The following is a 23,644-nucleotide window of genomic DNA, read 5'->3' as shown; positions in this document are numbered from 1 at the left end:
TCGGGCGCGTGAGAAGTGGACAGTGAAATGGCACAGGTTACGGCTGTGAGCAGCAAGGAGACCTACGGGTTCAGCAAACCGAACCGAACGAGCATCACCCTGCTCGCCGGTCTCGGTGTGGAGGGAGACGTCCATGCCGGGGTGACCATCAGGCACCAGTTCCGCATGACGTACGAGCCCGGCCTGCCCAACCTGCGCCAGGTCCACCTCATCCATGAGGAACTCTTCGACGAACTCGCCGCGAAGGGGTTCTCCGTTGCCGCGGGGCAGCTCGGTGAGAACATCTCGACGCGGGGGATCGACCTGCTCGGACTGCCCACGGGGACCCTGCTGCGTCTCGGCGAGGAGGCGGTCGTACAGGTGACAGGACTTCGGAACCCGTGCTCGAAGATCAACGAGTTCCGAGCGGGCCTGCTGCAGGAGGTGTTCGAACTCGAAGGCGAAACAGGTGAGTTCACCTTCAAGTCCGGAATCATGGGAGTGGTCCGGCGGGGCGGCGACGTTCGGCCCGGTGACCCGGTCGGCGTCGAGCTGCCCAGTGGCCCCCACCATCCGCTGGAGCGGGTGTAGGCATCCCCGCGGGCTTCCGGCCCGCCGGTCTGTGCGTCAGGGATAACCCTGGCGCACACCGGTCGGTTCACGGCAGAATCCCCGGCGTGAAGATCACTGCGCGCGAGCTCAACCGGGCCACCCTCAGCCGTCAACTGCTGCTGGAACGAGCCGATCTGGACGTTGTCGATGCGGTCCGCCGCGTTGTCGCGGTCCAGGCGCAACACGCGCCCTCGCCTTACGTCGCCTTGTGGAACCGGGTGGCCGGCTTCGAGGCGGCCGATCTGGACGCAGGCTTCACCGGCCGCACTGTCGTCAAGGCGACACTGATGCGGATCACACTGCACGCGGTGCATGCCGATGACTACCAGGCGTTCCGTGAGGCGATGCAGCCGACGTTGTACGGTTCGCGTCTCGGCTTCCGGTTCGCGGCTTCCGGGCTCACGCCCGTCGACGGCGAAGAGCTGGTGCCGGAGCTGCTGGACTTCACCGACCGGCCCCGGACGGCCGCCGAGATCAAGGCCTGGCTCGACGTGCGGCTCGGTGCGGACAAGCAGCCGGGGGCGTGGTGGGGGCTTCGCGGCTACGCGCCGCTGCACCACGCTCCGACGGGCGGCCCGTGGTCGTTCACCAGCCGGTCATCGTTCGTCTCGGCGCGGACCGGCCCTGTCCCCAGGGGGCGCGACACGGTGACGCGGGCCCTGCAGGGCCTGGTCCTGCGCTACTTGGAAGGCTTCGGCCCGGCCTCGGTGGCCGATGTGGCCCAGTTCGCGATGGTGCGGCGCGTGCCGATCCGTCAGGCTCTCGACGCACTGGGCGACTGCGTCGAAAGGCTCGAAGGGCCCGAGGGCGCCCTCCTGTACGACATCCCCGGCGCCCCGCGACCCTCTGCGGACACCCCCGCGCCGCCGCGGTTCATGGCCATGTGGGACAGTACGCTCCTTGCCTACGCCGACCGCAGCCGGGTGATCCCGCCGGAGTACCGCCGCGTCGTGATCCGTAACAACGGCGATGTGCTGCCGACGCTGCTCGTCGACGGTTACGTCGCCGGAGTGTGGCGCCCGGCCGACGGTGGCATCGAGGCGACCGCCTTCCACGACCTCCCGCCGAGGACGTGGGACGCGCTCGCCGCGGAAGCGCGGTCACTGGCAGCAGTCCTGGCCGACCGCGATCCCCGGGTGTACAGCCGTTACAACCACTGGTGGGCGAAGCTGCCCGATGCGGAGACTCGTGTGCTGCCTGCCTAGGGTCTGTCCGGCGGGACGGCTCGCGCGTGCTGCCGCGTCCCCGCCGTGTTGGCCGCCGCTTCACCGTGGTGACACCCCGAGGGACCGGGTCCGCAACGAGGTTCGCGGAGCCTGGTGTGGGCATGTCAATAACGTCGCGTGCCCCACGCCGCGGTCGATCGGGAGGACCAAGTTGAAGAAGAGCTCGCGGATGCGAAGAGTGTCGCTGACCCTCGGCAGCGCCGTCGCCCTGGTCATCGCCTTTCCGGGGGGAGCCTACGCGGCTCCTCCCTCGGCCCTGCCCGCCGCCGCGGACGGACTGGAGCAGACGTTCCAGCCGGCCTACGACTACGACACCGACGGCTGCTATCCCACGTCCGCCATCGGGCCTGACGGCACCGTCGCCACCGGTCTCAACCCGACCGGCGCGCTCAACGGCCAGTGCCGTGACGCGTGGGATCTCGGCAACACCAATGGATATGCGCGCTCGAAGTGCAACAACGGCTGGTGCGCGATCATGTACGGGCTGTACTTCGAGAAGGACCAGGCCCTGGCCGGCACCAGCCTCGGCGGGCACCGCCACGACTGGGAGCACGTCGTGGTCTGGGTGCAGGACAACGAGGCCAAGTACGTCTCCACGTCGGCCCACGGCGGTTTCGGTATACACGGCCGCGACCGGATCCGCTGGGACGGTACACATCCCAAGATCGTGTACCACAAGGACGGTCTGAGCACGCACTGCTTCCGTCCCGCGAACGCCAACGACGAGCCGCCGGAGAATCACCACCACAGCTGGCAGTTCCCCAGCCTTGTCGGCTGGAACGGCTATCCCGCGGGTCTGCGTGACAGGCTGAGCCAGGCCGACTTCGGAAGTGCCGTCTTCGGCCTGAAGGACGGCAACTTCAGCAATCACCTCCAGAAGGCCGAGCCGGCCGGCATCGCCTTCGACTCCTACGCCTGAGGCGGTCGCCGAGGTGGGCGCCGGGCTCGACAACACCTTCACGTTCACCGCGACCGGCGCCCAGCCCTTCCTCATGCACGCGGGCAAGCCCGATCACAAGGAACCGCACTGGCAGAACAAGCACCTCACCTTCGTCGCGAACGCCAAGCGCACCGAGCTGACGTTCGCTTCCCTGGTCGAGGGGTGGTGCGGCGCCGTCATCACCGGCATCGAGGCCTACGCGTCGTCAGCTGTCAGGGCGGCCCCGGTTCGTTCCCGGCCGGGACCGCCCCTCCGGCTTGCCTGCTCTCCGGCATGCCCGCACGGCGGCGGGCCCGCCGTCGGCCATGGTGGACCGGTGTGGTGCCCGGCCCGGTACGGGACGGTTGCCGCTGCGGGCTGTGGACCCCAGCCCGGGGCTGAGCAGCCGGGGCCGGAGACCGGTCGTTCGGCTTGGGCTGCGGCCGGCCTCTATCCGACCAACCCTCCTTCGGGTTCTCGGCGTTGCGCCAGACCGTGAGGTCGAGGGTGATGTATCTGCTCGGGTCCTTGGCCGCCGACCTGCCGCGGTACGTGGCGACCGCGATGTGTTGAGTGGCTGGAAAAGATCGGCCGAAGGCGCACTGCTCATAAGGAAATCGTCCCTTTGCTAGCAGCGAACCGGGCTTTCCGGGCGCCCCGAAGGCGATCGAGAGCGTATCGAATATCCGTCCCGTTCGAGCCGGGCAGGGGTGAGGTCCGGGCGCGGGAACTGTCGACAGGGCGTCCGGAGCGAGACCTGCCCGCCGCTTCCGGAGCTCCCTGGCGCGGCCCCCGGGAGTCTTCAGCACTGAAAGTTTCTGCCCGTTCGGTGCGTTGGTGCAGCTAGTGCGCGGCGCCACAGGTCTACGCCAAGTGGCCTCTTTACGCCCCTGGTTACTCGTGCGTTACTCATGTCGTGTCCATGGCATCCGATTATCGGATGCCATGCGCTTCGTCCCCATCAACGTGCCCGGAGGCCGCTATGCCCGCGTACAGTTCTCCGATCCGCCGACTCATCAGATCCAGAGGCGCCCTGCTGGCCGGCGTCCTCGGCAGCGTCGCCGCCCTGCTTGTGACCACCGCAGGCCCGGCGGCAGCCGCCGAGCCCCCCGCCCCGGGTAAGCCGGTGCAGCCCGGTCAGGCGTGGATGGGTGCGGGGACCCGTATCGAGCAGGGCCCCGCGTCCTCGGCCGACGGCGGCATGTCCACGATGGACACCAGTGGCGTCCAGGGCATCGACGTATCCCACTGGCAGGGGGCGATCAACTGGGGCTCGGTGAAGGCCGCGGGCATCGACTTCGCCTACATGAAGGCCACCGAGGGCACGAGCTTCAAGGACAGCCGCTTCAGCGCCAACTACACCGGCTCGTACAACGCCGGCCTGATCCGGGGCGCGTACCACTTCGCCCGCCCGGACGCCTCCAACGGGGCGACGCAGGCCAACTACTTCGCAAGCAGCGGCGGCGGATGGTCCAGGGACGGCAAGACCCTCCCCGGAGTGCTGGACATCGAGCACAACCCGTCGGGCTCCATGTGCTACGGCCTCTCCACGACGCAGATGCGCACCTGGGTCAACGACTTCTACAACACGTACAAGGCTCGTACGACCAGGGACGTCGTCATCTACACCACCGCCAGCTGGTGGAACACATGCACCGGAAACTGGACCGGGATGTCCACCAAGTCGCCGCTCTGGGTTGCGCATTGGGGCACCACAAGCCCCAACATCCCCAGTGGGTTCCCCACGTGGACGATCTGGCAGTACTCGGCCACCGGCCGGGTCAGCGGAGTCTCCGGTGACGTGGACCGCAACAAGTTCAACGGCACCATGACCCGCCTTCTGGCCCTCGCCAACAACACGGCGTAGCAGCCGGGCACGCTCGTCACGGCGGCCGGGGTGGGTTCGTAGGGGGCTCACCCCGGCCGCGTCGGTGCGGTCCAGCCCCACTGCCGCCCCCGTCGGCCACCCCACTGTCCGCTGCCGCCGAACATCCGGCCGGAACGACCGAACACCAGGAGTCCGCCGTGAACCGTCCGAAGCCGACCCGTCGCCACATCCTGCTCGCCGGTACCGGCGGACTGGCCGCCGCCGCGTTACCGAGTGCCGCCCACGCGTCGAGTGCCGTCGAGCCGGACATCGACAGCACCGTCCAGTGGAACGCCCGCCCGCCCCGGAGTGCGGTGAGCCTGGTGGGGAAGCGGCCGAACAAGATCATCGTGCATCACACCGTCAGCGCCAACACCTCTGACTTCTCCCGCAGCCAGGCCCACGCGCACGCCCACTGGGTCCAGAACCTGCACATGGACAAGAACGGGTGGATCGACAGCGGGTACCACTTCCTCGTCAGCCGGGGCGGCTGGATCACCGAGGGGCGGCACCGCAGCCTCAGTACGTTGCAGGGCGGCAGCAACTTCGTGCTGGCCGCGCACACGTCCGGACAGAACGACCAGGCCATCGGCATCGCCAACGAGGGTGCCTACCATGACGGCGCTCAGCCGCCCCAGGCGCAGTGGGACGTCCTGGTGGTGCTGTGCGCGTACGCCTGCTCGCAGTACGGCATAGCGCCGAGCCGCATCTACGGGCACAAGGACTTCGGCACCACGCTGTGTCCGGGCGTGCTCCACGACAAGCTGCCCCTGCTGCGCAGCCAGGTGGCGGCGAGCATGTGACCCGGTTCAGCCGCTCAGGCCGAGCCCGGGCAGGGTCAGCCGACCGATCTCCTCCCCGGCCACGTCCGTGCAGGTGATGTCGGCCACCCCGAGGTCCGAGGGCCTGCGGGCACCGCGAGCCCGTAGCTCAGCCACCGCGAGCCGGGCCGTAGCGGCGGCGCCCGACGCGTCGGCGTCGAATCCGCTCACCCACCACCGGGCGACAGGGATGGCGCGGTCGTGCCAGCCCCTGGCGGCCATTTCCTGCTCGTGCGCCACGTCGTCAGGAGCGGCGTCCTCGTCGTCGACCATGACGACCAGCCCGTCCTCGGGTCCGTACAGGAAGGTCAGGGGACGGTCGCCGTCGGCGTGGTTCACGACATCGAATCCCGCCGAGCCGCCGGCGGCCTGGGACGGCAGCTGGGTGGCCCACGCCAGCATCAGGGTGCGCAGCGACTCCTCCAGCCGCTCCCAGTCGGGGGCCACACACGGTGGCAGGGGCGGAGGGGCGGCCGCCGCGTCGCGGTGCAGTTGCCAGAGGACCGGCAGGTCGGCATAGGCGGGGAGCTGTCCGTCCCCGTCGCCCACCCCCTGCTCGAAGAGAACCCGCTCGCGCTGCTCCAGTGCGTCCGTCGTGTGGCTCGTCAGGCGCAGGGCGCTCTCTCTGCCACCGGCCTCCCCGCTGTCCAGGAGCAGACAGCGGGCACCGTCACGCCACCTGATGTTCGGCCCACGGGAATCGCCGCCGTACAGCGCCGGTACGCCCATCCGGGGGGCGAGCACCTTCAGGGTCCGGCGGACGGCGTCCCCCTGCTCGCCTGAATACGGGAGCAGGACGGTGGAGGACCGTGGGCTTCCAGCCCCGGCGCGGTGGCACAGTCGCTCCACCGCGTCCGCCAGGCGCTGGGCGGCGTCGGCGGTCAGGTCTGCTTCGTCCATACGTTTACAGTGCTGCACAACGAGCCGGAGGGCAGGTGGAGCGTCGGCTCCGGCCGCCAGAACGGCGGCCCGCCGGCCGGCCGCCGGGTGGGCTAGGCCCGGGTGGCGAATTCATAGAGGTCGAGCAGGCGGCCGCGCGTCGCGTGCAGCCGTCGGTGAGCACCATGCCGACCCACTGGCTGATCGCGAATCCGAACTCGGGGTCCGAACTGCACAGTGACCGCACCTGGAACGCGTCGAATTCATAGGCGCGGACCGGGCTGAGCGTTTCGGCCCCCAGCTCCCACTCGAAGGGCGGGAAGAGCCAGGACAATCCGATCAGCTCTCCGGGCCCCAAGGTCTCGATTTCCGTGTTCCGCCGCTGAGGAAGCCGCGCGTCGAGTGTGACCGCGCCGGTCCTGAGGATCCAGAAGCGGTCGGCGAGTGTGTGTTCTTCGAAAAGGCGTTGCCCCGCCGGGAACCGGACGTCATTGCCAAGGCCCAGAAGGCGTTCACGATGCGGTGCGGGAACAGAGGTGATCTTCATTGTGGTGGTCATCGGAGTTCTCCTCCGAGGAGCGCGCTCTGCGCGGGGGTGCGGGCGTGCGGAGGGCGTCGGACAACACGAGATGTTGTCAACCTCCGTAGAAGCGTTCTTCCCCGCTACGCAAGAAGTACGCGAGGAATCGGCGACCTGGGGATGCGGACGGACGCATGGCGGGTGCTCGGAGAGGTCCCGTTCAGATGCGGCGTCCGCCGCGTCCGCCGCGGCACCGACCGGGCGCCGCGCGGGGGCGCGTACACGCGCGCATCCGGCTCGGTCGCTAGGCCGATGCGGCGAGGTGCTGTTCCGCGGCGTCCACAGCCTCGTGCACCGTCGTTCTGCCGAGCAGCACGCACAGGGTGTAGGCCGCGTCGTCCAAGGCCTGGCGTGCGCTCCTGTCGGAGGGGGCCGCCGCCAGCAGCGCCTGGCACTTGCGGAACTCGGCCAACACCTGTTCGGTCCGGGGACGGCTGGGCAGCAATGCCACGCCCCGCAGGGTCCCGGAGGGCGGCGCGGGCGTTCGGGCCGCCTCCATCGCTCCCCGGAGCGCCCGTTCCACATGCTTCGGCACCGGCACGCCGTGGGATCCCGCCACCATCGTGGCGGCCATGGCCGCTGGAGTGAGGTGTGCGGACTCTGCCGCCAGGGCCAGGATCCGCTTCGCGTCCCGTCTTGAGCACGGGGTCATTGCCATGATCATTCCGACCGCCCACGGTGTGGCCGTCTCCCCCAGGAACGGATGCCGTGCGGAATCCGTGGTTCCGGGAGAAGGGGACGGGCCGGATTCGAAACGCTCTTCGGCGTAGGTGGACATAGGGGGGGCATCCCTTCGAACGGCGGGTATCGGTGCGTCGGTGAGCAGTGTGGAAATCATGCCCGCCGTGCAGGAGGACGGCTCACCCTCGCGCAACTCCCACTGGGTCACTGGATTATTGCCCGTCTGCGCGGACAATGAATCAACCGCGCCGATTCAACTGTTTTCCCGTTCCTTGATCCCTCTTCCGGTCGGCACGGTCGCGGCGCGTATCACGCGCAGATCCCGCGTAATGCGCAGATCCGGAGATCAGAAGCTCGGCAGTTCGGGAGATCGGCAGTTCGGTAGCCGCGGCGATTGCAGATCATTACTGTGACGATCAGCTCGGCACGCGATGTCATCGTTCCGAGAATTCGGATCCGATTCGGGTGATGGTGCCCGAACGGGCCAGGTCCGTCGTGGCCGGCGCCGTTGCGAAGGCTCCACCGCGACGGATTCGTTCCGTTCGGCCGGACGCTTGAGTGGGAGTCTGGAAACGATGGAACAGCCTGGGGCCGTCGCTGCGAGGCCTCAGGCGACCCGCCGGCTCCTGGATCGGCGGCATGATCGCCGCCACCGCGGACATCCTCTCCGCGCGAGGCGGCCGCCCGGCTCCGGGCCTGTGCGGCGCGCTCCCCGCGGCGGCCCACGGATGTCGCGGATCGGCTCGTTCGCCGCCGTCTGGCGCCCGGGTCGATCGTCGTCGAGGTGTCCTCGGGGCCTCCCGACCGCGAGCCGGGTATGGCCAAAGCGCTCAGAAGGCGCCTGCCGCAGGCGTATCGAGCAGGGCCGACATCGCCGCCACCACCGACGGCTCGACCCGGTAGTAGACCCACGTGCCGCGCCGCTGCGAGGTCAGGAGTCCGGCTTCGCGCAGCTTCTTCAGATGGTGCGAGACGGTGGGCTGCGAGACGCCGACATCCGCGACGTCGCAGACGCACGCCTCCCCGGCGGGGTGCGAGGCGACCTTCGAGAACAGCCGCAGCCGGACCGGGTCCGAGAGTGCCTTGAACATGGCGGCCATCTTCGCCGCGTCCGCCGGCGAGAGCTCGGCCGACGTGATCGGCGCGCAGCACGGGGTGACCGGTCCGGCCGGCAGGACAGGGACTTCCACCGTCATTGGATTCGACATATGTCTATGTTGACACTCGTCGATACAGGTGGCAAGCTCCAGACATCGAGACATCGATGAACGTCGAAGCAGCGCTCCGGCGTCACCCCGTGTTGAGGAGAGCACCCGTCATGAGCGAGAAGCAGCTTCCTGTTGTCGTCATCGGTGCAGGTCCGGCCGGTCTGGCCGCCGCCGCGCACCTTGTCGAGCGCGCCATCGAGCCCCTGGTCCTGGAAGCAGGGGCCGCCGCAGGCAGCGCTGTACGGGAGTGGGGGCACGTACGACTGTTCTCCACCTGGTCCGAGGTCGTGGACCCGGCCGCCGAGAAGCTGCTGGCGCCCACCGGCTGGTCCGCCCCCGACGGTGCGACCTACCCCTCCGGCGCGGACTGGGCCGAGCGGTACCTCCAGCCGCTCGCCGACGTCCTCGGCGACAAGGTCCGCTACGGCGCCACGGTGACCGGTGTGTCCCGTCTCGGCCGCGACCGGGTCGTCGACGCGGACCGGGAGCAGCAGCCCTTCACCGTGCACATCGAGCTGGCCGACGGGACCGAGGAGCGGATCACCGCCCGTGCCGTCATCGACGCGTCCGGCACCTGGTCCACGCCCAGCCCCATCGGCGGCGACGGCCTTCCGGCGCTCGGCGAGAAGGCGGCGGCCGACCGGATCTCGTACCGGGTTCCCGACCTCGAGGACCCCGCCGTCCGCGCTCGGTACGCGGGCAGGCGCACCGCGGTCATCGGCTCCGGTGCCTCGGCCTTCACCGCGCTCGCCTCTCTCGCCGGCCTCGCCAGGAAGGAAGGCGGCACACACGCGGTGTGGGTTCTGCGTCGCGGCGTCACCGGTTCCACCTTCGGCGGCGGCACCGCCGACCAGCTGCCCGCACGCGGTGCCCTCGGCCTCGCCGCCAAGGCGGCCGTCGACGACGGCCACGCCGACGCCGTCACCGGCTTCCGCACCGGCGCCGTGGAGAAGGCGGGCGAACAGCTGGTCCTGCTCGCCGAGGACGGCCGCCGCCTGGACCCGGTGGACGAGATCATCGTCCTCACCGGGCTGCGCCCCGACCTCTCCTTCCTCTCCGAGCTGCGCCTCGGCCTGGACGAGCGCCTCCAGGCGCCCACCGGCCTCGCCCCGCTCATCGACCCCAACCAGCACTCGTGCGGCACCGTCTACCCGCACGGCGTCAACGAGCTCTCCCACCCGGAGAAGGACGTCTACCTGGTCGGAATGAAGTCCTACGGACGGGCACCGACGTTCCTGGCCATGACCGGCTACGAGCAGGTCCGCTCCATCGCCGCGGCACTCGCCGGAGACCAGGAAGCCGCCGAGCGCGTCGAACTCGTCCTGCCCGAGACCGGAGTCTGTGGCGGCGCCGGCCTCTTCGACGAGCCCGAAACCGCCCCGAGCGACGGCGGCGGCTGCTGCGCCGCGCCCGCCACGCTCCAGGTCGGCATCGGCGCCCCGGCCGCCTCCGGTGGCTGCTGACCTCCATGCCGCAGCTCCCGGCCGGTGCGGCCGCGACCAGGACGGGGGTCCGGTCGCGGCCGCACGTCGTCCTGCCCGCCCTCTGCGCCACCCAGATCACCAGCTGGGGCGTCATCTACTACGCCTTTCCCGTCCTCAACTCCCGGATCACCGCCGACACAGGCTGGTCCCCGGCCGTCACCACCGCGGCCTTCTCGGCCGCTCTGCTCGTGTCCGCGGCGTTCGGAATCCCCGTCGGACGCGTCCTGGACCGCAGGGGTCCGCGCGCCGTGATGACAGCGGGTTCGGTGCTCGGAACCCTGGCCCTCCTGCTCATCGCCACCGCTCCCGGCCTGGCGTGCTTCACAGCGGGCTGGCTGCTCGCGGGCGTCGCGATGGCCACCACCTTCTACCCGCCCGCGTTCGCAGCCCTCACCCGCTGGTGGGGACCCGACCGCGTCCGTGCCCTGACCGTCGTCACCCTCGCGGGCGGCCTGGCGAGCACCGTCTTCGCCCCGCTGACCGCCGCCCTCGCCGAGCACCTCAGCTGGCGCGCCACCTACCTCGTTCTGGCCGCGATCCTCGCCGCCGTCACCATCCCGGCCCATGCCCTCGCGCTGCGCGCACCATGGCCTCCGGCAGAGCCGGCGCCGGCCGTCACGGGTGGTACGCCGGTGGTCCGCAGCCGTCCGTTCCTGGTGCTGGCCGCCGCCTTCACACTGTCCGGCTTCGCCATGTACGCGGTCGTCATCAGTCTCGTCCCTCTCCTGCACGAACGTGGCGCGAGCACCACCGCGGCCGCCTGGGCTCTCGGTCTCGGGGGTGCCGGCCAGACCCTCGGCCGCACCCTCTACGCGAGCTTCGCCGCCCGCACCTCAGCGACCACCCGTACCGCCGTGCTCATCACCCTCGGCAGTGCCACGACGGCGGCTTTCGCCCTCGTCCCCGGACCGATTCCGCTGCTGGTGGCACTCTCCGTCGGCGCCGGAGTCGTACGCGGCAACCTCACCCTGCTGCAGGCCACCGCCGTCACCGACCGCTGGGGCACGGCACACTACGGCCGTCTCTCGGCCGTACTGACCGCGCCCGCCTCCCTCGCCGCGGCCCTCGCTCCGTGGGCGGGCGCCGTTCTGTCCGGCCCTCTCGGCGGATACGACGCACTCTTCCTGCTACTGGCGGGTTGCTCCCTTGCGGCGGCAGCCCTGGCAACGGCCACGGGCGTACGGGCGCCGCCTCCGCCTCTCCGGCCCGGTGAGCAGGAGGAGCCTGGATACCGGAATCGAGGACTGCCTCGGCGGTTCCTGCGGCGTGAGTGACACCCCCTCACCTGGCGCGGACGTGTCCACGGCAGGTGAGGGGGATGTCATCCCTGAACACGGTGAGCCAGGCCTGGGCTCCCTGGCCCGGACCCTGTTCCGCGAGTCCGGCCCACGCTCCCGGAGGCCGGCTCAACCCCCTCATCCAGGGACGAGGCCTTCCCGGACCCGACCGCGCTGCCGCACACCACGTCCCTCACCGGTCCCACCACCGTGATCATGCGCACCGTCCCGTCGCGCTCGTTCCGGCCCACGCCGCGGGGAGTTGATCAGTTCCCTCCGCCCTCGGCGGTCGCCGCCCTCAGCAACTGGGCCGCCGACGCCGTACGGTTCAGCCCGTCGCGCGCCTGGCCGTACTCCCTGGGGTGGTCGCCGGCTCCGGGCAGGGAGAGGGCCGTGCGGAACTCATGCCGAGCATCGGCGCGACGGCCCGCTGCCACGTAGGTGCGGGCGAGACGGATTCGGACCTCCATCTCCAGCCACGTGCTCGTGTGCTCGGTGAGGGTGGACAGGGCCTCGTGGTGGGTGTCGACGGCGGAGCGAAGATCGCCCTGGACGTGTTCCGCGGCGGCGAGGCGGGACAGACACACCGTACGCAGCGGCAAGTCCCCTGCCTGAGCGGCCAGTTCGGCGGCCCGTCGCAACAGCCCCGTGGCCTCCATGTGCCGGCCGAGGGATTTGTGGGCATCGGCGACGAAGCGCAGCGTCTTGTTGATCGTTCGCGGCCGGCCGTTCTTCTGACTCGGCGATCCAGCAGGCGTCGTCGTACTGTCCGGCGGCGGCCGCGTAGGCCACCACGTCGACCAGTTCCCCGCCCGCCGCGTCCAGCCAGGTCGAGGCTTCCCGCCACCCGTGGAAGGGCGAACCGGCGACGTCGGGCCCGGTCGGGAAGCCCTCAGGACCCCAGTCGTCGGCGATGCGGCCGGCTGCCGTGTAGAGGTTCAGAACAGCGGCGCGATCCGCGGCGGCCTCCACGGGTGCCTCGTCGGCGAGGCGCCGCGCGTGCGCCCGTACGAGTGTGTGCAGCCGGTATCGGCCCGGCTGCGGCTGCTGAAGCAGGCTGGCGTCGACCAGATCCTCCAGAAGTCCCTCGGCGTCCGTGCGGGAGCGTCCCAGTGCGACGGCAAGGGTGAGACCGTCGAAACGTACGGTGGGAGCCAGGCCCAACGCGCGGAAGCTGCGCCGTAGTTCGGGTGAAAGCAGGTCGTAGGACACCCGGAAGGCGGCCTCCACACTGCGGTCCTCGGCACGCAGCTCGCCGAGGCTCCGTCCGTCGTCGGACATCCGGTTGGTCAGGAAGGCCAGGGTCCAGGACGGACGGTTCTGCAGCCGGGCCCCCGCGATGCGCAGCGCCAGGGGCAGGCCGCCGCAGCGCACGGCGAGTTCACATGCGGCCTCGGGCTCGCGGTCCGCGCGCGCCTCCCCGAGGAGCTCGCGGAGCAGGCCGACCGCATCGTCCGTGCCCAGCGGCTCCACGGTGAGGCGTTGACCGGCGTCCAGGCCGGGCAGGCGTTGCCGGCCCGCCACCAGGACCCGGCTCCCAGGTCCCGCGGGCAGCAGAGGGCGCACCTGCTCCGCACTGCGGGCGTCGTCCACGACGAGGAGCAGCCGCAGTGCGCTCGTCGCCGCACGCCAGGCGGTGACCAGGTCCGTCAGATCGTCTGCGGCGTCCGGAAGTTCACCGGCGCCCCCGCGGACCGCGCGCAGCAGCCGGCGCAGAGCCCGCTGCGGGCCGACGCTCTCGTGGGCCGCTCCGTACGAGTGGAGGTCGACGAAGAGGCAGCCGTCGGGGTAGTCGTCGGCGAGGGCCCAGGCGGCGCGCACCACCAGGGCCGTCTTGCCGACGCCCGCCGTGCCGTCGACGGCCGCCACTGACACCGAATCCGGCGGCACCGCAGCGGTGAGCAGGGCGAGTTCCGTCTCGCGGCCGACCAGGCAGGAGGTGTCGCCGGGGAGTTCGTTCCGGCGGGGGCGGTGCCGACCGGTCTTCTGCGGCCGGGGTGGGGACTCCTGGGACCCGGCGTCCTCGGGAGCGAGGGTGCCGGCCGGCGTCGACCTGCCCAGCAACAGCCGGTCGTCACTGCGCAGTACGGCCCGGTGCACCGCGCGGAGTTCCTTGCCGGGCTCCACGCCCAGCTCGTCGAGGAGCCGGCGGCGCATTTCCTGGTACGTGCTGAGCGCCTCGGCCTGCCGGCCGCTGCCGTACAGCGCGCGCATCCGCAGGGCTGCGAGCGGCTCGTCGTGCCGCTGGGCCAGGGGCACGGACATGAGGTCGTCCAGGGCGTCCGGGTAACGGCCCAGGAGTACCAGGCACTCGACCCGGTCCTGGTGCAGCGTGCGCCGTTGCCGGGCGAGGCGTTGGCGTTCCGCGTCGGCGAGCGGCCCCGGAAGGCCGGGCAGAGGCTCGCCCCGGAAGAGGGCCGGCGCCGTGCCTGAGCTCTCGTACTCAATTCCCTCCCGGCCGCCGCAATCGCCCGGCGGAAGGCCGCGGTAACGGACTCCTCTACGATCACTTGTGTGTGCGCAAACGTCATAGTCGCTGAAGACGACGCGAAACAGGCCGAGCTGGTCCGCCGCTACCTCGAACGCGAAGGACACGCGGTCACGGTGGTGTCCGACGGGCTCGCCGCGCTGGAGCAGGCCAGGCAGGGGGCACCCGATCTGATCGTCCTCGACGTGATGATGCCGCGCGCCGACGGACTGGACGTGCTCCGCGTACTCCGGTCCGAGCAGCGCGAACTGGCGGTCCTCATGCTGACCGCCCGCGCCACGGAGGACGATCTGCTGCTCGGGCTCGACCTGGGGGCGGACGACTACATGACCAAGCCCTACAGCCCGCGGGAACTCATGGCACGCGTGCGCACGCTCCTGCGGCGGACCCGGCGGGACGGGGACCGGGCGGAGGGCGACGTGCTGAGGGTGGGAACCCTCGTGGTCGATCCCGTGCGCCACGAGGTGGCCGTCGACGGCACGGGAGTCGAGTGCACGCCTGGTGAGTTCCGGCTCCTGACGGCCATGGCCGCCGAGCCCGAGCGGGTCTTCACCCGCGAGCAACTGCTCGCCGAACTGCACGGCTTCGACCGGTACATCAGCAGCCGCACCGTCGATGTGCACATCATGAACCTCCGTAAGAAGATCGAGCGCGCGCCCCGCAGACCGGTCCGGCTGCTCACGGTCTTCGGGGTCGGGTACAAGCTCATGGACCCGCTGAAGGGTGCCGCGCGTGCTTCGGCGCGCTGAGCGCGGAGTGCAGCGGCTGCGCCTGCCCCTGCGCAAGAGCCTGCTCGGCCGGCTGCTGGCCGTCTCGGCGCTCGTGGCGGCGTGTTCCGTCGCCGCGACCGCATGGCTGGCCGTCCAGACCACGTCCGGCGCGATCGAACAGGAACAGGGCCGCAACCTGGCCGCCGACACCCGGATCCTCGACTCCCTGCTCGCCTACGCGGCCGAACACCCCACCTGGGACGGTGTGGGAGCCACCGTCGACGAGCTGGCGGAGTCGGCCGACCGGCGGATCACGCTGACGACGCAGAGCCGGGAGACCGTCGCCGACTCCGCCGGTTCCTCTCCGCCTCCACCCGCTCTTCCGGACCAGGCGTCCGCCGTCGTGGACCCCCTGTCCGTGACAGCCATGCCGGGCGCGAACGGACCGGGGGACGGAAGCGCGAACGGTTCCGGTTCGGTGTCCGTGACGGTCGGGGCCCCCGGCGCGGACGGGGTGCAGCGCTCCGCCGACGACCGGATCGACCCGCGGGCCGTAGGTCCGTTCAGACTGCCCCAGGCCGAACGCACGTCGTTGAGGCGCACCGCCGAGGCCGCCGTGCAGTGCCTCAGCCGGTCCGGGATCGCCTCGGACGTCGTCGAGGCCGCGAGCGGGCGCCCCCGTATTCAGGTCGTGGGCAACGATCCCGACCGACTGCGGAGCAGCCAGTGCCCGACGGACGCGCTGGACAGCCCCACGGGGACCGAGAAACGGGCGCTGAGGGCACTGAACGAGCTCGTCAACGCGTGTCTGGAGCGGCAGGACCGCGAAGCCGTACGGCTGGACCTCGACCTCTCGTGGAACAGCCGCGCCGAGCTCCTTCCCACAGCCCTTCCCGCACCGACACCCGTGCCGAGTGCCGCCCCTGCCGAGTCCGCCACGCCGACTCCGTACGCCGCGCCCTCACCCGTGGACAGCGAGAACGACCGTGACATCGCCTCGTGCGTCGGCATCGCCCGCCAGGAGCAGCTCAGTTCGTACGTCGCCTCACCCGCGCTGCTGTTCATCACCGACCCCGGCGGAGGCGCCGTCCCCGGCTTCGACCTGTCCGCGGCGAACACAGTGAAGATCATCAGCGCGGCGGCGCTGGTCCTCGCACTCTCCGTCGGCGCCTCGGTCCTCGCCGGGGTCCGCCTCGTACGACCGCTGCACGCGCTGACCGGAGCGGCTCAGCGCATGCGGGACGGCGAGAGCCCGTCGCAGGTGGTCGTCGCGGGCGACAACGAGATCGGCCGGCTGGCCGCCGCGTTCAACGACATGTCCGCACACCGTGCCCGGCTGGAGGAACAGCGCAAGGTGATGGTCAGTGATGTCGCCCACGAGCTGCGCACGCCTCTGAGCAACATACGGGGGTGGCTGGAGGGTGCACAGGACGGCATCGCCGAAGCGGACGCGACGTTCGTCTCCTCACTCCTGGAGGAGGCCGTCCAGCTGCAGCACATCATCGACGACCTCCAGGACCTCGCCGCCGCCGATGCCGGTGCGCTGCGGCTGCACCCCGAGCCGGTGCGGATCAAGGAGCTCCTCGCCCAGGTCGCGTCGGCCCACCAGGCAGGGGCCGATGCCGCGGGAGTCGGCCTCACGGTGGTTCCCACGGCCGGCCGCGACCGGGCCCCCGCGCTCGACGCCGACCCGGTGAGGCTGCGCCAAGCGGTAGGCAACCTGGTGTCCAACGCTGTACGTCACACCCCGCCCGGTGGCCACGTGACACTGCGCGCGTATGCGACCGCGCCCGGGGACGCGGGCGACGGGGCTCCGGGCGAGGCGGTGGTGGTGGTGGAGGTCGCCGACACCGGCGGCGGCATCGCCCCCGAGGACCTGCCATACGTCTTCGAACGGTTCTGGCGCGCAGAGAAGTCACGCAGCCGCCGGACCGGTGGCAGCGGTCTCGGGCTGGCCATCGTCCGCAAGCTGGCGGAGGCGCACGGAGGGACGGCGGGAGTGACGAGCACGCCGGGCCAGGGCTCGGTGTTCACCCTGCGGCTTCCGGCGGCCGGCCCTGATCCGATGGAAACGACGGTCTGACAGCTTCCTCACAACTTCACTCCAGTCTGGAACAAGCCGGCGTCGCCCGACGCGTATCCGAGCGCGGGCACCACCCATGCCGAGCTGGAATCGGAGTTCTTCATGTCCCTTCGAACGACCCTGCGTACCGCCGTCCTTACCGCCGTCGCCACCGGAGCGGTGCTCCTCCCGACCGCCGCGGCCGTCGCCGACAACACTCCCACGCCGGTGCCCACGGCGAGCGTCGCCACCCCCAGCCCCACCCCCACCCCCGGCTCCGCTTCCGAGGGAGCAGAGCCGTCCGCGGTTCCCGCGGAGGTGGAGCCGGGCACCATGCCGCGGGGCGGCGTCGACGCCGGGGAGCGTTCCGTCCAAGGCACCGACCACACCGCGCTGTACGGCTCGGCCGCGGGCGCGGTGCTGCTCGCCGGTGCCTGTGCCCTCGTGTTGCGCGGCCGGTCCGCCGCTCGGCGCAACGGCTGATTCCGCACACAGTGGCGCCGCTCCCCGTGGGGGCGGCGCCACCCCTTTTCCCCGATCACCAGCGCACCGGAGTGCACATGCCCCTCACACCTGAATCGTCCTGGCGGGCCCTCGCGTCCGCCATGGCAGCCGGCCTGCTGCTCACCCTCGTCACGGGGTGCGGCACGGCGGACGTCCCCGAGGCATCCGCCCGGACGGCCTCACCCGCCGCCCGTTCCCCGGAGGCGGAAGCCGAAGCGCACAAGGCGCCCGCGCCGACCCGGCTGACAGTCCCTTCGCTCGGCATCGACAGCACGCTGCTGCGCCTGGGGCTCAACGAGGACGGCACGGTCGAGGTCCCGTCGGCCGAACAGGGCATGACGGCGGGCTGGTACGCGGGCGGGGCCGTTCCCGGTGAGCCGGGGGCCGCCGTGCTCATCGGTCACAACGACACCCGCTTCGGCAAGGCCGTCTTCCACGACCTCCACTCGATCGCCGAAGGCGCGGAGATCGTGGTGTCCGACGGGGCGGGCGGCACGTCCCGTTTCGCGGTCACCGGCACGGAGACCGTGTCCAAGAACGCCTTCCCCACGGAGAAGGTGTACGGGGCGACCGGCGAGCGCGTGCTCCGTCTGGTCACGTGCGACGGAGCGTTCGACGCCGACGGCCACCCCGTCGACAACCTCATCGTGTACGCGGCCCTTCGCTGACCGGACGATGTCCCGTCGCCGGTTCCCCGTCGACCGGTCCGCCGCCCCTCTTGAGGGTGCAGAAGGGCCGAGTGGCGGAAACTGAGCGCGGGACACTTCGGGCAGCAAGGAGCAGAGGCGGACAGCAACGGCGGACGGCAGAGTTCTGCTGGCAATGCGTGGGGTGGAGGTGCCAACCGTGAGCAGCTCAAGCGGGTCGGCAAAGAGCTGGAGAACCGGGGACTTCAGCTGCGGTGGGCCGACAACGCGCGGGACGCGCGGGCGGCGCTGCACACGGAGGCGGGGCCTTCGGCAGCGGTGGTCGCCTGGGATCTCCAGCACGATGCGAGCACGGCGGCGGAGGGCGGTGGCGCGGCAGTGCTGCGGCAGATCGAACGCTGGTTCAAGGGTTTGCCTGTGTTCCTCCTGATGGCGGACGAGTCGGATCAGGCCCTCGACCGACTTCCTCTGTGGGTGTCCGAAACTGTCGTGGGCTACATCTGGCCGATGGAAGACACCCCCGCCTTCATCGCGGGCCGGGTCAGCGCCGCAGCCCGCGCCTACCGCGAAAGTGTCCTGCCGCCGTTCTTCAAGGCGACGCCGCCCGCGTGCGCACGAGTACTCCTGGCACACACCGGCGCACGCGGGCGGCGTCGCCTTCCTGAAGTCCGCCGCGGCCCGGGCCTTCTTCGACTACTACGGTGAGCGGCTCTTCCGCAGCGACCTGTCGATCTCCGTCGGTGAACTCGGCTCGCTCTTCGAGCACAGCGGCCCCATCGGCGAGGCGGAGCGCAACGCGGTCCGGGTCTTCGGCGCCGACCGTACGTACTTCGTGCTCCACGGCGATTCCACCGCCGACCGCATGGTGGGTCACTACAGCGTCACGCGCGACGAGATCGCCCTCGTCGACCGCAACTGTCACAAGTCGGTCCTGCACGGGCTGGCCCCGTTGCGGTGGAAGCGCGGATCGCGGCCAACCCACTGGCGGCGGGGGCGGTGTCGAGGGAGGCGCAGTACGCGGGCTCCGAACGGCGATGCTATGCGGTTGCCCCGTGGGAGAGCGCTCCCGCTGTGATGAGGAGGGCAGCGGTCTCTGGATGGGGACCGTTGTTCGCCCAGTCCAGAGGAGAGCGGCCCGAGCCGTGGTCTTCACGGAGGTTCGGATCAGCGCCGTGCGCCAGCAGTTCGCGCACCGTCTCCAGGTGTCCCCAGCATGCGGCGGCGCACAACGGCGTGCCCTCCGCGCCGATTCCGCTGCTCTCGGTGTCCGGGGCGGCCCCGGACGCCAGGAGCAGGCGGGCGATCTCGGCCTTCCCGTTCACGGATGCCTCGTAGAGAGGGGTGGTGCCCTCGCTGTCGCCTCGCTGCGGGTCTGCCCCCGCACGCAGAAGTGCCTTCGCGCGGGCGGCGTCACCCCGCAGGATGGCTGCGAAGAGATGCCGGGAGAGCTTTTTCTGCCGCCGCTGATTCATGACTGCCGAGGTTAGCGACCGGATACGTGACAGGGCCAGTCATATTGCGCGGGCTCCGCAGCGCTCAAGCGGGCTCGTAGCTGTGAGCTTCTGCGCCCTCCCAGGTGACGACTGCCGGGTTGTCGAGCACCCGCTCGGGATCCAGCAGGCCTGCGTCAGCGAGGAAGACGATCACATCGTGATCGCTGTGCGCGAGACCGAGCCGTTCGTCGCGGCCCTTGGCGTGGACGGTCACGATCCTGCCGCCGGACGGTGTCGGGGCGTGAATGATGATCGGTGGCATGGGCATGGGTCCATGGTTGCCCGACTCTGCGGTGTGCGCATCCGCTGGGGAGGCATGGCGCCCGGGCAGGGCGAGGGAGCCCGACGTCTCCGTTGACCGGCTCTTCCGGTGAGGGCCGAAGGGAGAGCCGGTGACGTGCCGACGGGGGGTGGGCGGCTCAGGCGCGCAGGTGGCCCGCGCCTGCTCAGCCACGACGGAGGGGCCGGCCGCGGCCGTTTCCTCGCTCCGTGCACGCACGCCGACGTTGAACGCCGAGCCGGGCACATCTGTACCCATAAGCCTGGCGTAGTAGTGCACTGGTGACACCGTTTCCACGCCGACCACTGGGCCGTCAAGGAACCACTCGACCTGCAGGATGCTCCGCGCGAGATGGCCGGCCAGTTCGCCCACCGACATCCCTGGCAGTACGGACTCATCTTCCCAGCAGTGCGCCACCTCGTCCGTCGTGAGGAGCTGCGCAGCCCGTTCGGCGGCCAGTAGGCACGAGGTCCGGGTCCCGGTGGTCGTCATGCCAGGCATACTGCCCGCACGATGATCACAGCATGCGCGCCGTCCATGTAATGGTCACCTTGGTCAACATGTGGGCAGCGGATTCCGGTGCCTCTGAGGGCCTGGGAGTGATCCGTCCCGCCTCACCCAGGGGTGAGAGCTCAGGAAGTCCCGGACCAGGGGGACAACCTCGTTCACGCTTCGGACCCGAACGGTCTGCGACGGTCAATCGGCATGGATCATTAGAAACATCTGTCATGAATCATGGAAAGCAAGGTAAGCAGATGTCGCCGAACCCGGCCGGAACACCCGACACCAGGACCGACCGGCACCCCAGGAAGATCGTCGACGCGGACGGCGTGCGCATGAGCTACGTCGACACGGGCTCGGGCGACCGCACCGTCGTGTTCCTGCACGGCAACCCGACCTCGTCGTACATGTGGCGCAACGTCATCGCGAACCTCGCACCCACCCGTCGGTACCTGGCCCCCGACCTGGCCGGCATGGGCGCGTCCGGCCCCACCCCGGACGGCACCTACCGGTTCGGAAACCACGCCAGGCACCTTGACGCCTGGTTCGACGCGGTCCTGCCCGACCGGAAGGTCACGCTGGTCATGCACGAGTGGGGCGCCGCCCTCGGCCTCGACTGGGCCCGGCGCCACGCGGACCGCGTGGACGGCTTGGCCCACATGGAAGGGGTGGTGCAGGGCCGCCGCTGGGCCGACTTCCCGCCGGGCGGGGACGCCCTGTTCCGCGCAGTGCGCGGCGACAAGGGCGAGGAGATCGTCCTCGACACCAACCTCTTCGTCGAGAAGATGCTCCCGATGGGCACCCTGCGCGCACTCGACGAGCGGGAGATGGCGGCCTACCGCGCGCCGTTCCCCACGCGTCGGTCGCGGGTGCCCACGCTCACCTGGGCACGGGAGTTGCCGCTCGACGGGGAGCCGCAGGACGTCGCGGCGATCGTCGAGGCCAACGGGACCTGGGCTTCGGGAAGCCAGGTGCCCAAGCTCCTCATCGCGGGGGAGCCCGGCGCGGTGCTGACCGGGGCTGCCCTCGCGTACGTGAGGAGCTGGCCCAACCAGCGGGAAGTCGGCGTCACGGGAACCCACTTCCTCCCGGAGGACTCCCCCCAGCGCATCGCCGAGGCCCTCCAGGAATTCCTCGATCAGCTGTAGTCCAGACCCGAGCGGGCAGGCGAAGCGGGCCGACCATGCCGACATGGGTATGGCCAGCCGTCCGCTGTCGCGGCCTTGTGCTTCAGTGGCTTTCGAGCCGGAACCTCAGCTGGTGGTCACTGTGCGGCCGAGGAGAGGGAGCAGACGGTCCCAGTGGCGACGCAGCCCGGCGGGGTCGAAGGCGTCGGTGTCGGACATGGTGAACCCGTGGACCGTGCCGGGGTAGATCTCGGAGGTGTAGTCGACCCCTGCGGTGTCCAGGACCCGGTTGAGCTCGCCCAGAGCCTCGGGCGTCAGATCGCTCTCGGCGTGGCCGAAGTGGACCTGGGCGGTGATCCCGGCAAGGGTGCCGGGCCCGTCCGCGCCCACGGGGCCGTGGAATGCGGCGACGGCGGCCACCTGCCCGGGGTGGGCCGAGGCGGTGCGCACCGCCAGGAGGCCGCCGATGCAGTAGCCCGTCACCGCGACCGGCCCGGCGGCGACCTCGGGCTGGGCAGCGAGAAAGCTGAGGTAGGCGTCGGCATCACGCAGTGCACGTGCGGTGGTGTGTGCCTCGATCAACGGCATCACCTGGGCCATGAGCGCGAGCCGGGCCTCTTCTCCGATGTGCGCGGGAAGCCCGGTCAGCGGTGCCGGGCCGTGCCGGTAGAAAAGATCGGGAACGAGTACGTAGTAGCCGTGCCCGGCCAGTTCGCGGGCCATCTCCCGCAGAACGGGCCGGATACCGAAGCCGTCCGCGTACATCAGCACGCCCGGGCGCCGTTCTCCGTGGTCGGGGAAGGCGGCGAAGGCGTCGGCCCGGCCGTCCGTGGTGGGGATCCGAAGCGTCTTGGTGGGCATGAGTTCTCCTGTCGGGTTGATGTGTCGAGCCTCTGATCAACACGACGGAGGCGGAGCCCGCGCCGCAGCACGAGATCCTCGGTCGAACGGCGGGCCCGCGTCGGCCCGTACGGCGCTCAGAAGGGCACCGGGTCGCCGATCCGTGAGTGGCGCGAAGCCGTCCCGGTATACATGACCGCAGAGCGTAGCTCACCCCTGGCCCGGGCCGCCCGCCTGCCCGCTGTGGTGGTCGAAGCCCATCAGTCGGCCTTCCTGAACACCTCCGACATGCCGTCCCCCGTGTCGTGGGCGAGGAGGCCCGTCGTGTCCGGAGCCAGAAGAGCGACGCGAACGGCCAGTTCCCGGCCGTGTACGTCGACGGCTGCCTCGACGAGATCCGCGAACGCGTCCAACGCGTTGCGCGCACGTGAGCGGGACGCCACCCGCGGGGCGGTCGTCGCCCTCGGCGCGGGCCTTCTCCTCTTCGCGCGACGCAAGCGTTCCTGACGCCGGACCTCGCGCCGGGCAGCGCTTCTGTCGTGGGGCCCGCCCGCGCTCGCGGATGGGCCGGCCCCACCAGCCCATCAGTACAGTCCCGCGCGGCGCGCGATGTCCTCGCCGTGCTGCATGCGGCGGCGTGCCTCCTCGCCCAGGGTGCCCATCACACCCGCGACGACGGTTTCCAGCACCGCGAGCGTCGGGACGAGGCTGTCGTACGGGGAGGGGGCCGACACCTGGCTGGGCAGTACCACCTCGGCATGCGCCGCCGCGGGCGAGAGCCAGGTGTCGGTGAAGAGGACGACCTTGCCTCCCTGGCCCTGAACCAGGGAGGACATCGTGGTCTTGTCGTCCTCGTAGCGCCGGTAGTCGAAGACGACCATCACGTCCCGGCGGGTGAGGGCGGCGAGCACGGCTGTGCGTTCGACGTCCCGGTCGGGGAGGAAGCGGACGTCGTCGCGCAACTGCATGAGGTGGAGACCGAGGTACTGGGCAAGGAGGTGTGTGAACCGGCCGCCGACGAGCGTGATGCGGCGTTTGCCGTCGGCGAGGAGCCGCACGGCGTGCTCGAAGTCGTGGGGAGGCAGCTCGGCGAGGGTCGCGGTGACAGCGGAGGTGAAGACCTCGCTCCCATGCCGCAGCAGGGCCGACTCGGTGTCCGTCCCTTCCGGAGGGGGACCGAAACCGGCCGAGGAGTAGAGGGACAGAGGAGAGGCGTTGCGTTCGTCGAGTTCGGCCCGCAGCGCGGCCTGGAAGTCGGGGAACCCCCGGTACCCCAGCCGGTTGGCGAAGCGGATGACCGTGGGAGCGCTGACCGCGGCCCGTTCGGCCAGCACGGCGACGGTCTCGAAGCCGGCGGCCGGGTAACCGGCCAGCAGGACACGGGCCACCTTGCGCTCGGCGGGACTGAGCTCGCCCAGCTTGTGCCGGATGTCTTCTGCGAGCGCGCCAGAGGCCATGG

At 70.7% G+C, this 23,644-nt stretch carries 23 protein-coding genes and 1 pseudogene; 14 read left to right on the top strand and 10 right to left on the bottom strand.

What is annotated here, in order from left to right; translation table 11 throughout:
- Positions 1-27 precede the first annotated feature (27 nt).
- The 5 genes from F0344_RS01300 (at position 28) to F0344_RS01280 (ending at position 5,406) form a co-directional block, all read left to right on the top strand.
- On the top strand, positions 28-570 hold the full coding sequence (locus F0344_RS01300) for an MOSC domain-containing protein (RefSeq protein ID WP_185297004.1): 543 nt from the start codon (positions 28-30) through the stop codon (positions 568-570).
- An 86-nt stretch (positions 571-656) separates the two neighbouring features.
- Positions 657-1,796, top strand: coding sequence for a winged helix DNA-binding domain-containing protein (locus F0344_RS01295; RefSeq protein ID WP_185297003.1), 1,140 nt, complete (start codon positions 657-659; stop codon positions 1,794-1,796).
- Between the two features lie 190 nt (positions 1,797-1,986).
- Positions 1,987-2,736 carry an NPP1 family protein gene (locus tag F0344_RS01290; RefSeq protein WP_374940138.1) on the top strand — a complete coding sequence of 250 codons (750 nt, stop codon included), beginning with the start codon at positions 1,987-1,989 and terminating at the stop codon, positions 2,734-2,736.
- A 982-nt stretch (positions 2,737-3,718) separates the two neighbouring features.
- Positions 3,719-4,603 carry a lysozyme gene (locus F0344_RS01285; protein ID WP_185297001.1) on the top strand — a complete coding sequence of 295 codons (885 nt, stop codon included), beginning with the start codon at positions 3,719-3,721 and terminating at the stop codon, positions 4,601-4,603.
- A 158-nt stretch (positions 4,604-4,761) separates the two neighbouring features.
- Positions 4,762-5,406: a peptidoglycan recognition protein family protein gene (locus F0344_RS01280; RefSeq protein WP_185297000.1), complete on the top strand. Its 645-nt coding sequence runs from the start codon at positions 4,762-4,764 to the stop codon at positions 5,404-5,406.
- 6 nt (positions 5,407-5,412) lie between these two features.
- Here F0344_RS01280 and F0344_RS01275 read toward each other — a convergent pair whose 3' ends face one another.
- From F0344_RS01275 to F0344_RS01260, 4 genes are all read right to left on the bottom strand, one after another.
- Entirely contained in the window at positions 5,413-6,324 is a 912-nt protein-coding gene (locus tag F0344_RS01275) for a hypothetical protein (protein WP_185296999.1), read from the bottom strand.
- A 4-nt stretch (positions 6,325-6,328) separates the two neighbouring features.
- Positions 6,329-6,862 (bottom strand): Crp/Fnr family transcriptional regulator, encoded by a 534-nt coding sequence (locus F0344_RS01270; protein WP_308460882.1) that lies wholly within the window; start codon positions 6,860-6,862, stop codon positions 6,329-6,331.
- Between the two features lie 265 nt (positions 6,863-7,127).
- Positions 7,128-7,541, bottom strand: a complete 414-nt coding sequence (locus F0344_RS35325) for a DUF5133 domain-containing protein (RefSeq protein ID WP_258049570.1) — start codon at positions 7,539-7,541, stop codon at positions 7,128-7,130.
- An 853-nt stretch (positions 7,542-8,394) separates the two neighbouring features.
- A complete protein-coding gene (locus tag F0344_RS01260) occupies positions 8,395-8,772 on the bottom strand; it encodes an ArsR/SmtB family transcription factor (protein WP_185296998.1) in 378 nt (125 codons plus the stop codon).
- 110 nt (positions 8,773-8,882) lie between these two features.
- On the opposite strand from F0344_RS01260, the gene F0344_RS01255 reads away from it, so the two are divergent.
- Positions 8,883-10,235, top strand: coding sequence for an NAD(P)-binding domain-containing protein (locus F0344_RS01255; RefSeq protein WP_185296997.1), 1,353 nt, complete (start codon positions 8,883-8,885; stop codon positions 10,233-10,235).
- Positions 10,236-10,240: 5 nt separating this feature from the next.
- Positions 10,241-11,530 (top strand): MFS transporter, encoded by a 1,290-nt coding sequence (locus tag F0344_RS01250; protein WP_185296996.1) that lies wholly within the window; start codon positions 10,241-10,243, stop codon positions 11,528-11,530.
- Between the two features lie 405 nt (positions 11,531-11,935).
- On the opposite strand, the gene F0344_RS01245 is transcribed toward F0344_RS01250, so the two are convergent.
- Complete coding sequence (locus F0344_RS01245) at positions 11,936-14,128, bottom strand: AfsR/SARP family transcriptional regulator (RefSeq protein WP_258049569.1); 2,193 nt, start codon at positions 14,126-14,128, stop codon at positions 11,936-11,938.
- On the opposite strand from F0344_RS01245, the gene F0344_RS01240 reads away from it, so the two are divergent.
- The 6 genes and pseudogenes from F0344_RS01240 to F0344_RS36430 all read left to right on the top strand — a co-directional run bounded on the left by F0344_RS01240 (position 14,048) and on the right by F0344_RS36430 (position 19,019).
- Positions 14,048-14,770, top strand: a complete 723-nt coding sequence (locus tag F0344_RS01240) for a response regulator transcription factor (RefSeq protein ID WP_185296995.1) — start codon at positions 14,048-14,050, stop codon at positions 14,768-14,770. The genes F0344_RS01245 and F0344_RS01240 overlap by 81 nt on opposite strands.
- Positions 14,754-16,814, top strand: coding sequence for an ATP-binding protein (locus F0344_RS01235; protein ID WP_185296994.1), 2,061 nt, complete (start codon positions 14,754-14,756; stop codon positions 16,812-16,814). The genes F0344_RS01240 and F0344_RS01235 overlap by 17 nt, the downstream gene beginning before the upstream one ends.
- A 102-nt stretch (positions 16,815-16,916) precedes the next feature.
- Positions 16,917-17,276: a hypothetical protein gene (locus F0344_RS01230; protein ID WP_185296993.1), complete on the top strand. Its 360-nt coding sequence runs from the start codon at positions 16,917-16,919 to the stop codon at positions 17,274-17,276.
- 77 nt (positions 17,277-17,353) lie between these two features.
- Complete coding sequence (locus F0344_RS01225) at positions 17,354-17,965, top strand: class F sortase (RefSeq protein ID WP_185296992.1); 612 nt, start codon at positions 17,354-17,356, stop codon at positions 17,963-17,965.
- 81 nt (positions 17,966-18,046) lie between these two features.
- Positions 18,047-18,448 (top strand): annotated as a pseudogene (locus F0344_RS36435) (Orn/Lys/Arg decarboxylase N-terminal domain-containing protein); the annotation flags it as partial.
- A gap of 67 nt (positions 18,449-18,515) precedes the next feature.
- Positions 18,516-19,019, top strand: a complete 504-nt coding sequence (locus F0344_RS36430) for a hypothetical protein (protein ID WP_308460881.1) — start codon at positions 18,516-18,518, stop codon at positions 19,017-19,019.
- Here the strand turns inward: F0344_RS36430 and F0344_RS01215 are convergent.
- Together F0344_RS01215 and F0344_RS36690 are read right to left on the bottom strand one after the other, a co-directional pair.
- Positions 18,982-19,416 (bottom strand): ankyrin repeat domain-containing protein, encoded by a 435-nt coding sequence (locus F0344_RS01215; protein ID WP_185296991.1) that lies wholly within the window; start codon positions 19,414-19,416, stop codon positions 18,982-18,984. The genes F0344_RS36430 and F0344_RS01215 overlap by 38 nt on opposite strands.
- A 64-nt stretch (positions 19,417-19,480) precedes the next feature.
- Positions 19,481-20,209 carry a hypothetical protein gene (locus F0344_RS36690; RefSeq protein ID WP_374940048.1) on the bottom strand — a complete coding sequence of 243 codons (729 nt, stop codon included), beginning with the start codon at positions 20,207-20,209 and terminating at the stop codon, positions 19,481-19,483.
- A gap of 263 nt (positions 20,210-20,472) precedes the next feature.
- Between F0344_RS36690 and F0344_RS01200 the strand changes: the two genes are divergently transcribed.
- Entirely contained in the window at positions 20,473-21,366 is an 894-nt protein-coding gene (locus F0344_RS01200) for a haloalkane dehalogenase (RefSeq protein WP_185296990.1), read from the top strand.
- Between the two features lie 105 nt (positions 21,367-21,471).
- Here F0344_RS01200 and F0344_RS01195 read toward each other — a convergent pair whose 3' ends face one another.
- From F0344_RS01195 to F0344_RS01185, 3 genes are all read right to left on the bottom strand, one after another.
- Positions 21,472-22,206: a dienelactone hydrolase family protein gene (locus F0344_RS01195; RefSeq protein WP_185296989.1), complete on the bottom strand. Its 735-nt coding sequence runs from the start codon at positions 22,204-22,206 to the stop codon at positions 21,472-21,474.
- 239 nt (positions 22,207-22,445) lie between these two features.
- Positions 22,446-22,628 carry a hypothetical protein gene (locus F0344_RS01190; protein ID WP_185296988.1) on the bottom strand — a complete coding sequence of 61 codons (183 nt, stop codon included), beginning with the start codon at positions 22,626-22,628 and terminating at the stop codon, positions 22,446-22,448.
- A 141-nt stretch (positions 22,629-22,769) separates the two neighbouring features.
- Positions 22,770-23,642, bottom strand: a complete 873-nt coding sequence (locus tag F0344_RS01185) for a MurR/RpiR family transcriptional regulator (protein ID WP_185296987.1) — start codon at positions 23,640-23,642, stop codon at positions 22,770-22,772.
- Positions 23,643-23,644 lie beyond the last annotated feature (2 nt).

The sequence above is a fragment of the Streptomyces finlayi genome (assembly GCF_014216315.1).
GTDB classification, from domain to species: Bacteria; Actinomycetota; Actinomycetes; order Streptomycetales; family Streptomycetaceae; genus Streptomyces; species Streptomyces finlayi_A.
Note: the sequence above shows the minus strand (reverse complement) of the source record. Positions and strands in the feature narration are given on the sequence as shown.